This window comes from Larkinella bovis, from assembly GCF_042655385.1.
Lineage (GTDB): Bacteria > Bacteroidota > Bacteroidia > Cytophagales > Spirosomataceae > Larkinella > Larkinella bovis.
In genome coordinates this window covers 567,177-582,776 of the sequence record NZ_JBHSMA010000001.1, presented here as the reverse complement: position 1 = coordinate 582,776, position 15,600 = coordinate 567,177, and the positions used below count along the sequence as shown (strand labels likewise).

12 protein-coding genes are annotated in these 15,600 nt (G+C 51.9%); 4 read left to right on the top strand and 8 right to left on the bottom strand.

All coding sequences use genetic code 11. The features are described from left to right. Positions 1-46: 46 nt before the first annotated feature. Positions 47-487, bottom strand: a complete 441-nt coding sequence (locus tag ACFPMF_RS02500; RefSeq protein WP_379840852.1) for an FKBP-type peptidyl-prolyl cis-trans isomerase — start codon at positions 485-487, stop codon at positions 47-49. A gap of 174 nt (positions 488-661) precedes the next feature. Continuing rightward, on the bottom strand, positions 662-2,134 hold the full coding sequence (proS, locus tag ACFPMF_RS02495) for a proline--tRNA ligase (RefSeq protein ID WP_379840851.1): 1,473 nt from the start codon (positions 2,132-2,134) through the stop codon (positions 662-664). Between the two features lie 188 nt (positions 2,135-2,322). Here proS and ACFPMF_RS02490 point away from each other — a divergent pair, with 188 nt between their 5' ends. Together ACFPMF_RS02490 and ACFPMF_RS02485 are read left to right on the top strand one after the other, a co-directional pair. After that, complete coding sequence (locus tag ACFPMF_RS02490) at positions 2,323-3,588, top strand: hypothetical protein (RefSeq protein ID WP_379840850.1); 1,266 nt, start codon at positions 2,323-2,325, stop codon at positions 3,586-3,588. A gap of 216 nt (positions 3,589-3,804) precedes the next feature. Further along, positions 3,805-5,352: a hypothetical protein gene (locus tag ACFPMF_RS02485; protein ID WP_379840849.1), complete on the top strand. Its 1,548-nt coding sequence runs from the start codon at positions 3,805-3,807 to the stop codon at positions 5,350-5,352. A 235-nt stretch (positions 5,353-5,587) separates the two neighbouring features. On the opposite strand, the gene ACFPMF_RS02480 is transcribed toward ACFPMF_RS02485, so the two are convergent. The 6 genes from ACFPMF_RS02480 to ACFPMF_RS02455 all read right to left on the bottom strand — a co-directional run bounded on the left by ACFPMF_RS02480 (position 5,588) and on the right by ACFPMF_RS02455 (position 13,729). Beyond that, the gene (locus ACFPMF_RS02480; RefSeq protein WP_379840848.1) at positions 5,588-8,782 is read right to left on the bottom strand and encodes an efflux RND transporter permease subunit; all 3,195 of its coding nucleotides are present in this window, start codon (positions 8,780-8,782) and stop codon (positions 5,588-5,590) included. Positions 8,783-8,796: 14 nt separating this feature from the next. After that, on the bottom strand, positions 8,797-9,963 hold the full coding sequence (locus tag ACFPMF_RS02475; RefSeq protein ID WP_379840847.1) for an efflux RND transporter periplasmic adaptor subunit: 1,167 nt from the start codon (positions 9,961-9,963) through the stop codon (positions 8,797-8,799). Between the two features lie 39 nt (positions 9,964-10,002). Further along, positions 10,003-11,346: a TolC family protein gene (locus ACFPMF_RS02470; RefSeq protein WP_379840846.1), complete on the bottom strand. Its 1,344-nt coding sequence runs from the start codon at positions 11,344-11,346 to the stop codon at positions 10,003-10,005. A gap of 140 nt (positions 11,347-11,486) precedes the next feature. After that, positions 11,487-11,996, bottom strand: a complete 510-nt coding sequence (locus ACFPMF_RS02465) for a shikimate kinase (RefSeq protein WP_379840845.1) — start codon at positions 11,994-11,996, stop codon at positions 11,487-11,489. A gap of 24 nt (positions 11,997-12,020) precedes the next feature. Next, positions 12,021-13,169 (bottom strand): BT_3928 family protein, encoded by a 1,149-nt coding sequence (locus tag ACFPMF_RS02460; protein WP_379840844.1) that lies wholly within the window; start codon positions 13,167-13,169, stop codon positions 12,021-12,023. Then, positions 13,166-13,729 carry a DUF1599 domain-containing protein gene (locus ACFPMF_RS02455; RefSeq protein ID WP_379840843.1) on the bottom strand — a complete coding sequence of 188 codons (564 nt, stop codon included), beginning with the start codon at positions 13,727-13,729 and terminating at the stop codon, positions 13,166-13,168. Before ACFPMF_RS02455 ends, ACFPMF_RS02460 begins: the two co-directional genes overlap by 4 nt. Before the next feature lie 101 nt (positions 13,730-13,830). Here ACFPMF_RS02455 and folP point away from each other — a divergent pair, with 101 nt between their 5' ends. Together folP and cdaA are read left to right on the top strand one after the other, a co-directional pair. Beyond that, complete coding sequence (gene folP / locus ACFPMF_RS02450; protein WP_379840842.1) at positions 13,831-14,679, top strand: dihydropteroate synthase; 849 nt, start codon at positions 13,831-13,833, stop codon at positions 14,677-14,679. A 29-nt stretch (positions 14,680-14,708) separates the two neighbouring features. Next, a complete protein-coding gene (gene cdaA, locus ACFPMF_RS02445; RefSeq protein WP_379840841.1) occupies positions 14,709-15,536 on the top strand; it encodes a diadenylate cyclase CdaA in 828 nt (275 codons plus the stop codon). The last annotated feature ends 64 nt before the right edge of the window (positions 15,537-15,600 follow it).

Below are 15,600 nucleotides of genomic sequence, written 5' to 3'. Positions count from 1 at the left end.
GAGCGAAAATCGCACAGACTTCAGACCGTTGGTACGTCTTGCCGTTTTATTTTCCTGGATTTATTCCGACCAGTTCAATATCAAAAATGAGGTCTTCGCCCGCCAGCGGGTGATTGGCATCCAGCGTCACGGAAGTGGCCGTCACGTTCCGAACCACAACCGGCAAATCCTGCGGATTACCATCCTGGTGCATGTGAAGGGTAAGCCCAACCTCCAGTTCAATATCGTCGGGAATCATCGACCGGTCGAACTCAAAAATCATGTCCTGATTCGAGGGGCCGTAGGCGTCTTCGACCGGAATGTGGACCGTCCGGGCTTCTCCAATCGCCATGCCTTTTACGCCTTCATCAAACCCCCGGATCACCATTCCGCTGCCTACCTTAAATTGCAGGGGTGAGCGGCCACTCGACGAATCGAACACCGTTCCATCGGTTTTTCTGCCGGTGTAGTGCACCTGCACCGTATCCCCAGCTTTTGCTTGTGCCATAATTAAAGTTGAATTGTGTGCTCAAAACTACCCAAGCCTTTCGAATATCAAGCACAATCCGCTAATTATTTGAGCCAATGCGCTCCCTTGCGGGAGTGAAGAGTTAAGAGTGATGAGTGATGAGTTGTTCATCATTCCTAACTCTTAACTCTTCACTCTTAACTCTTCACCCCTTTAGTACGCTCTGGCGAACACTACGCGTTGTTTCGAGGGTTTTCCGCTATAGATACATATTCCTTCTTCGGCATCCGAATCAAAGGGGATGCAGCGGATCGTTGCTTTAGTTTCCTCCTTGATGGCCTCTTCGGTTTCGGACGTACCGTCCCAGTGGGCCATCAAAAAACCGCCTTTCTCAATCTGCTCTTTGAATTGCTCGTACGTATCAACCCGGAATGTATTGTCCTGCCGGAACTGGGAGGCTTTCCGGTAAATATTCTGTTGAATTTCGTCCAGCAACTGCTGAATATGTGCTACCAGTCCGTCGGCGGAAATGGTTTCTTTCGTTTTCAGATCCCGGCGGGCAATTTCAACGGTATTGTTTTCCAAATCCCGCATGCCCATGGCCAGCCGGACCGGCACCCCACGGAGTTCGTATTCGGCAAATTTCCAGCCCGGTTTGTTGGCATCGCTGGTATCGTATTTCACCGAAATGCCCGCTTTCCGCAATTCCTTGATCAGCGGATTGATCTTTTCCGACAATTGCGCCAACTGTTCATCGTTGCGGAAAATAGGCACAATCACCACCTGAATCGGGGCCAGTTTCGGGGGCAGCACCAAGCCGTCGTCGTCCGAATGGGCCATGATCAGCGCTCCCATCAGTCGGGTGCTGACGCCCCAGGACGTTCCCCAGACAAAATCCTGCTGGTTGTCTTTGGTCAAAAACTTCACGTCAAAGGCTTTCGCAAAATTCTGACCCAGGAAATGGGACGTTCCGGCCTGTAAGGCCTTGCCGTCCTGCATCATGGCCTCAATGCAAAGCGTATCCTCGGCTCCCGCAAACCGTTCGTTGGCGGTTTTGGCACCACGGATAACCGGCATAGCCATCCATTCCTCGGCGAAGGTTGCATACACATCCAGCATCTGACGCGTTTCCTCCTGGGCTTCCTGCGCGGAGGCATGGGCCGTATGGCCTTCCTGCCAGAGGAATTCGGCGGTTCGCAGAAAAATCCGCGTCCGCATTTCCCATCGCACCACGTTCGCCCATTGATTGATCAGCAAGGGCAGATCGCGATACGATTGAATCCAGTTTTTATACGTACTCCAGATAACCGTTTCGGAGGTCGGCCGGACAATCAGTTCTTCCTCCAGCCTGGCTTCCGGATCCACGATCACGCCGGAACCATCTTCCGCATTTTTCAGCCGGTAGTGCGTCACCACGGCACATTCTTTGGCAAAACCTTCGACGTGCGACGCTTCTTTGCTGAGGAACGATTTGGGGATGAACAACGGAAAGTAGGCATTCGTATGGCCGGTTTCCTTGAACATATCGTCCAGGGCTCGCTGCATTTTTTCCCAAATCGAAAAACCGTACGGTTTGATCACCATACAGCCCCGAACCGCCGAATTCTCAGCCAGATCGGCTCTTTTAATCAACTCGTTATACCACTCGGAATAATTCTCGGAACGCGAAGGAATTGCTTTTGCCATGACGGACTAAAAATATATTTTGGTTACGCTTAAACCCTCACCTATAAATGTGGGTCTAATGTTATGAGAAGCTTGCAAAGATAGGTTTTTCTCCTATATTTGTAATCAAACGCCCTATTTGTAATCTTTTTGACGATTTCTGTGTTTTTGAATAGGACGCTCCCAACAACCTTTTATACCACAACACCATGAAAGGGATACATACCTGGAAATACCTCACGCTACTGGCGGCTACCGGCTTTTGGGGCTGTAGTTCCAGTCTGCAAACGGCCAAGAACGGCGGTGAGTTCGATGACCTATACGGGTCGTCGTCCGATGCGCCGGTCTATGCGTCGGCCAAATCCGAGCGATTGCCCGAACGCACCGCATCGCAACGGTACGAAGACAGTAAACTGAACGCCAATCCGGATTACTATAACGAGCAAACGGCTTCCCAATACAAGGACGATGACTATTACAGCGAAGTAACGGCCCGCAAGGTTACCCGTGGTATTTCGCCTGATCCGGGCTGGGATTCCAACAATGCCTATACGACCGGTTTTGCCAATGGCTACAATTCGGCCCTATTCAACTCATCCTGGAACCGCTGGGGCTGGAACAGTCCTTTTTACGGCGGTCTGAGCGTGGGCATTGGCCTGGGTATGTCGTCCTGGGGGTATAATAACTGGGGCTGGAACAGCTGGCGATATAGTCCGTTCTACGATCCGTTCTGGGGTGGCGGTTATGCCTATAGTCCGTTCGGATACGGTTACGGCGGTGGCTTTTACGACTCGTTCTACTCACCCTTCGGCTACGGTTATAACAGCTTCTATAACCCCTACTATTACGGTGGCCGGTCGGTGGTGGTTGTCAACAATTACAACAACATCGGTGCAAACCGGAATGCCATTTACGGCGCGCGCCGGGGTGCTACCCGTGACCGCTACAATGGTGATTTCGTAAACACGCCCCGCAGTTACAATAACAACAGCGGAGGACGTCGGTCAGGCGAGTTGAACTCATCGAATAATTCGTCCAATAACACGTATTACAGCCGCCCGAACAATTCGGGAAGCAACAATGGTACGTACGGAACCGGCCGTCAGAATAGCCGGGGCGCTGATTATTACTACGGTGGTTCCGGCAGCGGTGGCCGCGCCAGCGCCAATAATCCGTCGACCCCGACCTACAGTGCGCCGAGCAACGCCGATTATTACGCAGCACCGCGCCAGAATAGCCGGGGTAGTTACACCCCGCCTTCATCGAACAGCGGTTCGCGGTACAGTGCTCCCCAGCCGTCGTATCAGGCCCCAACACGGACCTATGAAGCGCCGGCTCAGCGGACGTACAGCCCTCCCTCTCAACCGAGCTACAGTTCGCCATCCTACGGTGGAAGCCGGGGTGGTGGTTCATCGGGCGGAAGCAGCGGGGGTGGTGGATACTCCGGCGGTGGCGGTTCACGTGGCCCGCGTTAATGTGAAATACTAGTGCTGAAAATAAAAAAGCCCTTCGGTCATATAATCGAAGGGCTTTTTCGTTTTATATCGGAGGGCGATTTCCCTAAATTTGCTAACGAAATGATGTTTTTAGGCGTTATCTTAAACCAAACGCACCTGAATTGCATCTATAGTTCACACACTGGACGATAGGCCTTTTGATCCTATGGTTTTCACTTTTAGCACACAATCTGTATGAAAAATAGCATCTTCCTTGTGGGGCTGCTCCTGTACGCAGGCAATGCCCTTGGCCAGGCCGACATTTACGCCGGTGATGCCTTTCGGTATTCGGAAATTACGCAAACCGGTACGGCCCGAATGCGGGCGTTGGGCGGGAATCACGCCAGCCTTGGGGGCGATGCCAGTTCGGTGTTTGGCAACCCGGCCGGTTTGGGATTTTATAACCGCTCCGAAATTAGCCTGAGTCCCTCCATTAACATCACCAGTGCCCAGGCTACCTACATTGGAAACCAGCGTTCCAACAGCATCACCAAACCGGGTATCAGCCAATTTGGGCTGATTCTGGCGGGTAACAAGCAGAACGAAAACCGGCGCTGGCGGAGAACTGCCCTCGGCATTACGTATAGCCGGCAGGTCAATCTGGCGAATAACTTCCAGTTTCAGGCCCGCAACAACCGCAGTTCGATTGTCGATACCTACATCGTCGATGCCAATGACCGTAACCTGACGGGTGCCCAGATCGATGCGGATTACAATACCTCTACGAACGAAGCCAGATACCTGGCCGCAGCCGCCTACCAGCTCTTTCTGATTAACGGCACTGCTTCTTCCACCAATCCCAATCAAACCGGGCCACCGTATTTCCGATATGATGCTTCCGCACCGACGGATCAGCTCAACACCTTTGAATCATCAGGTGGCCATTCGCAATGGACCATTGCCTATGCCGGAAATCTGGACGACAAATTGTACCTCGGGGCGTCGCTGGGCATCAGTCGACTCCGGTATGATTTTGAAAATGTCTTTCGTGAAACCGTCGTGGGGGGTGCGGTTTTTAACAATTATAGCCAGATTGATAACCTGACGGTGACGGGTAACGGAATCAACTTTTCTTTCGGGTTGATTTATAAACCGGATCGCAACCTGCAAATCGGTGCCTCCCTGGCAACACCAAACTTCACCAGCATTAAAGAATCGTTTGAGCAGTCGATCCGGGTCGATGCCAAAGATCCCAGCTTGCCCATCAATCGGAATGAAGTTTTTGTCGAGCCAATTAACTTTGAATACAACCTGACAACTCCTTTCCGGGCTTCCGGTGGGTTGACGTATTTTCTGGGTTCCGGAAAAATCGGATTCATTACGGCCACGGCGGATTACGTGGGTTACGGCGGTATGCGGGCAACCACCAAGGTTTACGACACGCAGGATAATACGGCTTTCAAGAACGACGTAAAAACCGAGGTCATGAACACGTATAAAAATGTGGTAAACCTCCGGGCCGGGGCCGAAATCCGGGCCGGGTTGCTCCGGGTTCGGGGCGGTGTAGCCTATTTACCGGATGCTTATAAACAACAACTTAACAATATTGACCGGAGCCGCGTGCTCGTTTCGGGCGGTTTAGGAATCCGGACGGATCGGTTCTTCGTGGACGCCAGTGGAACCTATACCACCGCCAAATCCGCCTATACACCGTACACATTGCCCAACACGGCCGATTATGCCTCCGCGCAAATCGATTCAAAAATGACCAACATCACCTTGACGCTGGGTGCCTTTTTTTAAGAAATAAGACGAAAAACCGAAGGGCTTCCTGTAGATACCAGGAAGCCCTTTTTTGTTGTGAGTCCGGCGACTTACCAGTTCTGCTTGCCACCCGATCCGGATGGCAATACCGTCAAAGTACCCAGCGATTCAGTAATAAAATAAACGAAGACGGGGCCGAGAAACTGAAATAGTCCCTCGACCCCGTCATGGTCCCGGACGGTACTGCACCAACCCGGTTTTTGTTTCGATACGCTTACAGCGCTACGCCATCATTTTCCTGGAGCTGTGGTTCCGGTCTTTGGGCCTGTTCCTTCAATTCTGCCAGTTTCTTCTTGCCATACGCCAACCGGGTAATCACCACAAACAGGACAGGAACGATAAAGATAGCAAGGGAGGTTGCCGCCAGCATCCCGCCAAAAACCGTCCAGCCAATCGTTTTCCGGGCTACGGCTCCCGCCCCACTGGCAAACACCAGAGGCAATACCCCCAGAATAAACGCCAGCGATGTCATGATGATCGGGCGCAGCCGGAGCCGGACGGCCTCCAGCGTGGACTCGATCAGATCAACGCCCCGATCGACCCGCTCTTTGGCAAACTCCACAATCAGGATCGCGTTCTTGGCCGCCAGACCAATCAATGTAATCAACCCGATCTGGGCGTAGACGTTGTTGCTCAGATACGGAATCAGGGTCAGGGTCAGAATGGCCCCAAAGGCGCCGATCGGAACCGACAACAAAACCGCAAACGGGACCGACCAGCTTTCGTACAGTGCCGCCAGGAACAGGAACACAAACAGGATCGATAAGCCGAAAATATACACCGAACTGGAGCCGGAACTAATTTCTTCGCGGCTAAGTCCCGAAAAGTCGTACCCATAACCCGCCGGCAGGACCTTATCCGCCACCTCACGCAGGGCGTCGATGGCCTGGCCGCTACTGTAACCCGGTTTCGGGCTTCCGTTAATCTCCACTGACCGGAACAGGTTATAGTGCGAAATCAAGGGTGCATTTTCAATAACCTGGGTTTTGATGACCGTACTCAGCGGCACCATACCGCCAGCTCTGTTGCGGACAAAATACCGATTCAGTTGTTGAATATCCGCCCGATAGGCCGTATCCGCCTGCGCCACCACCCGGAATTTCCGTCCGTAAACAATGAAGTCGTTGACGTAAATACTGCCCAGGTACGTCTGCATGGTCGTATATACCTCATTGACGTTAATGCCCAGTTTCTTGCATTTTTCCCGGTCGACATCAACCCGGAAGGCGGGCGTTTTCGAGGTAAAGTAGGTAAATGCCCGGGCGATTTCCGGACGCTTGTTGGCTTCGGCGACGAAATTCTGCACCACCCGGTCGAACGCTTTGACGTCGTCCGTGGATTCGCGCTGTTCGATTTCGAAGGTAAAACCGGCTGTTTGCCCCAAGCCCGGAATAGCCGGCGGTGGAATAACGACCACATTGGCTTCTTTGATGGTAGACAGCGCCCGTTGCAGCTTTACCACCACGGAATCAATCTGCACCGACTTGTCCGTCCGTTCGCTCCACGGTTTTAGCTGCGTAAAAACCGTTCCACTGTTCGATTTGCTGGAAAACGTCACGGCGTTCAAACCGCCCAGGGCGGAGAAGTGGGCCACGTACGGTTGTTCTTTCAGAATTTCCATGACGCGATTCAAAACCGCCAGACTCCGGGTCGTCGAAGACGCTTCCGGAATTTCGTAGGTAATAATGACCCGTCCTTCATCCTCGGTCGGAATAAAACCGGTTGGTTTCGTTTTAAACAGATAACCGGTTCCCACAAACAAACAGGCCAGCAAAACCAGCACCAACGGCGCGCCTTTGATCATCCGGTTGACGCTGTGGCTGTAGGAACTACTCGTCCGATCGAACCACTTGTTAAACCGGAAGAAAAACCAGTTCAGGCCCCGCGACTTCTCGTTTATTTCGGTCGGTTTCAGCATCAGGGCGCAGAGAGCCGGCGTCAGCGACAACGCGACAAAGGCCGAAAGCAATACCGAAACCGCAATGGTGATGGCAAACTGCTGGTACAGCCGTCCCACGATTCCGGGAATAAACCCAACCGGCACGAACACCGCAGCCAGAATCAAGGCAATGGCCACTACCGGCCCGGAAATATCCCGCATGGCTTTTCGGGTGGCTTCCCGGGCCGATATTCGATCGTGATCAATGTAATGCTGGACAGCCTCCACCACCACGATGGCATCATCCACCACGATCCCGATGGCTAGCACAAACCCAAAGAGGGTCAGGGTATTAATAGTGAAGCCAAGGGGAATAAAAAAGGCAAACGTACCCAGAATCGAAACCGGAATCGCCAAAACCGGAATCAGTGTCGCCCGCCAGTTCTGGAGGAACAGGAACACCACAATAATTACCAAGCCCAGGGCTTCGAGCAGCGTCTTTACCACCTCATCAACCGAAACCTGAACGACCGAAACCGACTCAAACGGCACGACGTAGTCGATGTCTTTAGGGAAGGATTTCTTCAGTTCCTCCATAGCCGCGTAGACGCCTTTAGCCGTAGAAAGCGCGTTGCTGCCCGGCAATTGGTACAGCAGCAGGTAAGCCGCCCGGTTTCCGTCCACGAACGAGTTGCTGACGTAGCTAAACTTTCCTAACTGAACGCGGGCGACGTCCTTAAGGTATACAATCGAACCGGCTTCGGGTTTGCTCCGAACAATGATGTTCCGAAAATCATCTTCCTTGCTCAGTCGGCTGTTGGTAAAAACCGTGTATTCAAACGCCTGCGATTCCTGCTGTGGGGGTGCTCCCACCGAACCGGCCGCCACCTGGAGGTTTTGTTCCTGCAAGGCCGCAACCACATCGGCGGGCGTCATGCCCAATTGCGCAATTTTATCCGGTTGCAGCCAGATTCGCATACTGAAGTCGTCGGCGCGGGAAAAGATATCCCCGACCCCTTCGACCCGCAGCAAGGCATCGCGGATGAAAATATTGGCGTAGTTGTCCAGAAACGAAACACCGTGGGTTTTATTCGGTGAGTAAATGGCCACCAGCATGAACAGGCTCGGGTTCCGCTTCCGAACCGTTAGCCCCAGGCGGGTCACTTCGGAAGGCAACTGGGGTTGGGCAATCCCGACCCGGTTCTGGACATCGAGGGCGGCAATGTTGACGTCGGTGCCGACATCAAACGTCACGTTCATCGTCATCCGGCCGTCGCTGGTACTGTTGCTTTGCAGGTACAACATGTTGGGGGTTCCGTTGACCTGCGTTTCGATGGGCGTTGCCACGGTTTGCTCCACCGTCTGCGCATCCGCACCCGTGTAGGTACCCGTGACCTGCACCACCGGGGGCGTAATATCCGGATACTGTCCAACCGGCAGGTTGAAAATGGCGAGAATACCCACCAGAACGATGACGATAGAAATCACAATGGCCGTTACGGGCCGGTTGATGAACGTATTCGCAAACATTTCTTAAGTGCTGATTAGCGGGTTTGACTGGTAGCGGTCGGAGCCGAGGTAGCCGCCTTCACGACGGCCGCCGAATCGGACACAACTTTCACCACCGCACCTTCCCGGAGTTTCTGGATACCTTCTGTCACAATTTTATCGCCTTCCTGAATACCGTCGCGCACGATGATGTTAGCGCCAATGCGATTGCCAAGCGAGATTTTCCGTTGCGATACTTTACTACTGTCGCCAACAACATAAACGAAGTATTCACTCATTTGCTCCGTTACCGCTTTATACGGGATCAGCAGCCGTTGGCCGGACTCACTGTTGAGAACCCGAACATTCCCGTTCATGCCCGATTTTAGCATTTTGTCGCGGTTGGCGAAGAACAGGCGTACCTTCAGGGTTCCGGTTTGCGGATCAATGGCCCGATCGATAATGCCGATCCGGCCCGCAGCCTTGTAGGGCGTCCCGTTGGGCAGGACGAACACAAAGGTGGAATCGCTCACCTTCCGGTTTTGAAACCGGACGAATCGCGGAATATCCGTTTCGTCCACGGCGATATCGATCGCAATGGGGTCATCCGACGAAATCGTGTTCAGCAACGTCTGCCCCGGTGAGACGGCAGCTCCCAGCTTTACCTGCGAAATCCCGATCGTACCGGTTAAAGGGGCTTTAATGGTCGAATAATTCAGGCTGGTGGCCACCCGCGATACATTGGCTTTGGCGGCTGCTACCTGCATCTTGGCCGATTCCAGGGCCGCTTCTGCATTGTCGACCACCTGCCGTGCGATGGCATCCTCTTTCGCCAGAGTCTGGTAACGATCGGCATCTTTCTGCGCCCGGCTCAGGTTCGCCAGCGCGACATTTACATTCGCTACGGCTTCATCGTAATTCGCCTGGTATTGCTGCCTGTCAATTTCGTAGAGTTTTTGTCCTTTGCTGACCACCTGACCTTCCGTGAAAAAGATTCCGGTTATGTAACCCGAAACCTGCGGGTAAATTTCGACCTGGTTGAGGGGCGTTACCGTGGCGGGGTATTCGTCGTAGTAAACCGCCGTTCCGTGGCTCGCCACGGCGACGGCAACCGGAGTTGGCGGTGGTGGCCCCTGTTGAGCTTGTTTTTTATCACCCCCGCAAGCGGTCAGCAGAACCAGCAATACGAGTGGTATAGGCAATGAGGGAAGGAACCTGTTCATTCGAAGTGATGGGGTAAGAGGAAATTTCATAGTTCATTTTCAGTATGTCGGCACGGTTCCCAGCGCCCGCTGCACATCCAGTTTGCTAACCAAAACCTGATACAGCGCATTGAAATAGGTCAACTGGGTAGTCCGCAAATCATTCTGGGCGATGATTACATCCAGGTAGGTCCGAATGCCGGAACGATATTGCAACTGGATCACCCGGTATACATCCGTCGCCAGATCGAGGTTTTCCTGCAACGCCCGGTAGGTCGCCAGGTTGCCTTTGTAATTGGCCAGCGCCTGCTGATATTCCGCATTGACGGCATTGGAAAGATTGGTCAGATCCCATTCCGAACGCTGCAACCGGAGTTCGGCGATTCGGGATTCCTGGACGCGCTTTCCGCCCTGATAAATCGGCAGCGCAATGGTCAGGCCAATCAGGGAATTGGGGAAATTCCGGCTATACAGCTTGGCAAATTCGCTGTTCTGGAACACAAAATTATAACTTCCCGAAGCGGAAACCGAAGGCAGATACGCCCAGCGATTGTACTGTAAATTGGCTTTCAGTAAATCCTGCTGGGTTCTAAGCAACTGAAATTCAATCCGGTTTTCCGGTTTTATGAATTGGGTGGTGTCAATAACTACTTCATTGACGAGTTGGAGCGTGTCGTAGGCTACCTGCAGTTCTGCTTTGGATGGATAGCCCATCAACTGTTTCAGGAGTTGCGCTTTGCTCCCGATCTGCTCGATGGCCTGCTTCCGCTGCGCCCGCGAATTATTCAGGGCAATTGCCGCCCGTTTGTAATCGGTCCGATCCACAATTCCGCTTTTGTATTGATTGGTCGCGTCCTGCAGGCTTCGCTCCAGCCGGATGATATCGCCGTCCAGAATCTCAACCTGTTTCTGGGTCAGTATCAGATCATAAAATGCTTTACTTACGTTGACAGTAATATCAATCCGATTATTGGTCAGATTCTGGCGGGCCTGCTGGCGGTAGGTATCGGCGGTGCGACTAGCGAGCAAAACGTCGCGATTGAAGAGGTTCTGGCTGAGGGTTAATTGAATATTTGACAGGTTTGCCACGCCCGTTGTAACCGGAACCCGCTCGGGCGAAGTCGGATTGTTGAAATTCGGAAAAAGCGAAACCGGCATTTTGAGGTAATGCTGCAAGTTATACGCACCCGAAATCTGGGGAAGCCAGCTGGACAGGGCCGAGCGAATGGTCCGTTCGGCGATCAGCTGATCAATTTCCGACTGCTTAATAACCGGCTGGTGCTGGAGTGCATAACGAATGCAGCTTTCCAGCGATGCCTGTTGTAGTGTGGTGTCGGCTGCTTGTTGCGAATAGGAAAAATAGGGCCAAACTAAAACCAGGCAAGCAATCAAGTACTTTTTCACTACGATCATAGAAGTTTCCGGCGCAATTCTCCATTTAAAGTAAGCGTTTGCAACTACAAACTGTCCTGAATACACAATGACTCTTTTAAATGGTTCCGAAACCACAAAAAGATTATTGAATACCACGAATTAATCCACTTTCACAAATAGGCTTCCAGTTGCTTGCTGAGCGTTTCCACGTCGGTTTCGCCCGAAATGGTAAAATCAGCCTGGGTGTAAAAAAACCGGCGGTCGGTATATTTCTGACGAAGATTTTGGAGTAAGGTGGGGTCCTGGCGGTTAAAAAGTGGTCGTTCGTTGAGTTTATGCCGCAGCATCCGATCGAGCAATTGTTCCGGGGTTATATCCAGAAAAATACTGAGTCCGTTGGCTTTGATATACGCCATATTATCGTGAAAACAGGGCATTCCGCCCCCGGTTGCCACCACAAACTGGCTATTGGGCTCAATGGTGTGCAAAACCCGGCGCTCGACTTCGCGGAAGTAGGCTTCGCCATCGGTCTGAAAAATATCGTTGATGCTGCGCCCTCCTTCCTCCTGAATGATCAGTTTGTCCGTATCCACAAAATAATACCCCAACTCGCGGGCCAACCGGCGTCCCAACGTACTTTTTCCCGACGATGGCATGCCGATCAAAAAGATATTCTTCATCAAACGAACCTGAAAAATAAGAACTTACTTCTTCGCTAACAGCGCGTTAACTTCTTCGGGCGCGGGAGTATCGGTATGGTGCCACTTGCCCTGCACAACGCCATCACGAATTAGCCATAAACCGGGATTGGAACGGACAATGGTTTTTAAAACCGTGGCATCCGCTTTGTAAACCGGGATCGACAACTGGTATTCATGCCGAAAATCGTTGATTTCCTGATCACTGACCGAGGTCAGAATCAGGGGTATAACCTCTTTCCCATCCACGCCTTTCATCAATTTCCGGATAGCGGGCATGTCACCGATGCTCAAATCGTGAATATCGCGGATGATAAGCATGAGCTTGGTGCCTTTAAACGTCTCCTGGGTGAAATCGCCCTCGTCGTTCCAAACCCGGTAATCCGTAATTTTCGGTTTGGCGGATTCGTTCAGCAACACCATTTCCTTGAATTTGTAGGTTGTATCCGCCGGGTATTTTTCAAACTCATACTCTTTGCCATCTTTCTCCAGCTTGTACGAAAACCGCAGGGGTTCAGAAGGCTGCATCTGGTTCGGAACACTTTTCCCTACGGCATACGGTAATAAATCCAGGGGGGGCAGGTGCTGAATTGCGTACACCCCAATGCCAATGGACAAAACCGTGGCCAATCCGACCCAAAAACCGGACCGGATCCGTCGGAAGATTTTCCGCTGCCAGATGATAACCAGAATCAATACCAGCAGAAAAACATCCTTGCTGAACGAGGTCCACGGTTTTAGTTTGATTGCATCGCCGAAGCACCCGCAGTCGGTTACTTTGTTGAAGTACGCCGAATAGAAAGTTAAAAACGTAAAAAAGACAATCAGGGCCAGCAGAATCCAGGAGGTGAGCTTGATCCGGTACGAAAGTAACAAGGCTACGCCCAGAACCACTTCAGCGGCACAGAAAAACACCGATAAAACCAGCGTGAACGGGATCAGGCCGTGAAAAAAGCCCGCCATAGCCGGCACATCTTCCGCAAAGACTTCGAAATATTCCGTCAGCTTAATCTGGGTCCCAACCGGGTCGTTGATTTTGATCAATCCTGAAAAAATAAAAATAACACCCACGATCAGGCGGGCCATTTGGGCAATCACGCGTTGCCAGAGGGGTGACGTACGAACGGTTACGGGCCGGGATTTACTCACATTCATGCAGGTACAGAGGTTTCAGCTTCAGCTATGCCTAATTTGATCAAACAGAACACGGCATAATTAATCATGTCCATATAATTTGCATCGACGCCTTCCGAAATCAGGGTTTTTCCCTGGTTATCTTCAATTTGCTTCGTCCGAAGCAGTTTCATCAGAATAATATCGGTCATCGAACTGACCCGCATATCTCGCCAGGCTTCCCCATAATCGTGGTTTTTGGCAAAAAGCAACGCCATGACACTGGTCACCTGCCGGTCGTAGAGGTCCGTCAATTGCGACGCCGGAATCTCCATCTGGTCACTCCCGGCCAGCTCGAGCTGAATCAGCGCCATAACGCAATAGTTTATGATTCCCATGAATTCGGGCACAACCCCTTCGTCCACGCGTTGGGTCCCCCGCTCCTGCAGGGTCCGAATCCGTTGCGCCTTGATAAAAATCTGGTCAGTAATGGAAGGCAGTCTCAGAATGCGCCAGGCCGTACCGTAGTCTTTATTCTTTTTCAGGAAAACCTCTTTGCAGAGTTGAATCACTTGCCGATATTGAGCTTCGGTTTGCAACATACGATGGAAACTTCAGTTTATCCGTCTACCGCAGCCTTTCGTTTTCTGTCGCATTCGGACGAATGACTGACGAGAGGCAACCAAAGACTACCCACTATTTCATGCCGAAAGTTACGAAAAAAACGCTCAATCTCCGGGGAAATGTTCTCGATCTGAGTACCCCGGTGGTAATGGGAATCCTGAACATTACGGACGATTCGTTCTACGCCGGCAGCCGTGTTCCTTCTGTCGATCAAGCCGTTGAGCGTGCCCGGACCATGTATACCGAGGGGGCGGTTTTTATCGATATTGGCGGGTATTCGACCCGACCGGGCGCTGCGGATATTAGTCCGAACCAGGAAGCCGACCGGATTTTGCCCGTGATTGAAGCCATTGTAAAAGCCGTTCCGGACGTCTGGATTTCGGTGGATACCTTTCGGGCGGCCGTTGCCCGGCAAGCCGTCGAAGCCGGGGCGGTTTTGGTGAACGATGTAGCCGGCGGCACCCTCGACCCCGCCATGTTCGAAACCGTTGCGGGCTTACAGGTTCCGTACGTTCTGATGCACATGCGTGGCACCCCCCAAACCATGACCGGGCAGACAACCTACCCGGATTTAGTGCCCGATGTTCTGTTTGAAATTCAAATACAATTGCAGACCTTGCGGAATCTGGGGCAAATGGATGTCATCATCGATCCCGGTTTTGGTTTCGCAAAAACCCCGCGGCAAAATTTTCAGTTGCTGAATCGGCTGGATGCCTTTCAGGCTTTCGATGCGCCGGTTTTAGCCGGTTTATCGCGCAAGTCAACCATCTGGCGAACGCTTAACATCCGGCCCGAAGACGCGCTGAATGGGACAACCGTCCTCAACACCATCGCCCTAACCAAGGGGGCCGATATGTTACGGGTCCACGATGTGTTGGAAGCCGTGGAAACCGTTAAATTAATTTCCAGTTGTCAACAAATCCTTTAAAACCAGACAACTAAACCTAGTCTGACTGTATGAAAATTGGTTTTCTCGATATTGAATGGGTGGATGTGCTGGATGTCTTATTGCTGGCATTCCTGCTTTACCAGATCTATTTCCTGGTAAAAGGGACCATTGCCAGCCGGATTTTTCTGGGCTATTTGCTGGTCTATCTGCTCTACTTAGTGGCCAAAGCCGTCGGCTTAGAATTGCTGACAACGATTCTGGGTTATTTCATCAGCGTTGGTGCGCTGGCGTTGATCATTATTTTCCAGCAGGAAATCCGGCGGTTTCTGCTCATTATCGGTAAATCGACCAACATCGCCAATAGCCGGTTGTTTACGCGCTGGTTTCGACAGCCCACGTCCGCCGACCCGCTTACCCCCCTCAAACCGATTATTGATGCCTGCAAATCCATGTCCTCGGAATTTACGGGCGGGTTGATTGTCATCGCCAAAAACGACGATCTGGACAAATTCATTCAAACGGGTGATTTGCTGGATGCCATTGTTGCCAAACGGCTGTTACTGTCCATCGTTAGTCAATATAGTCCCTTGCGCGATGGAGCCGTTATCATCTCGGAAGACCGGATTCGGGCGGCACGCTGTATTCTGCCGATTTCGGAAAACGATGAGATTCTGACCTCGACCGGTTTTCGGCACCGGGCTGCCATCGGGATCAGTGAAGTAACGGATGCCGCTGCCATTGCCATTTCCGAAGAAACCGGTCGTATTTCGTTGGCTATCGATGGCGACCTGTACCCTAATATTTCGTCGGCAGAACTGGAAGAAAAGCTCGGGCAATACCTGGCAGAAATCAACCGGATCCGAAAACGGGAAAACGGGAAGGATGCTTCGTTGTAAGAAACTATATGTTTCCCTATTCTGATACCAATTACCTTTTTGTTATCAGACTACCGGTTTTGAT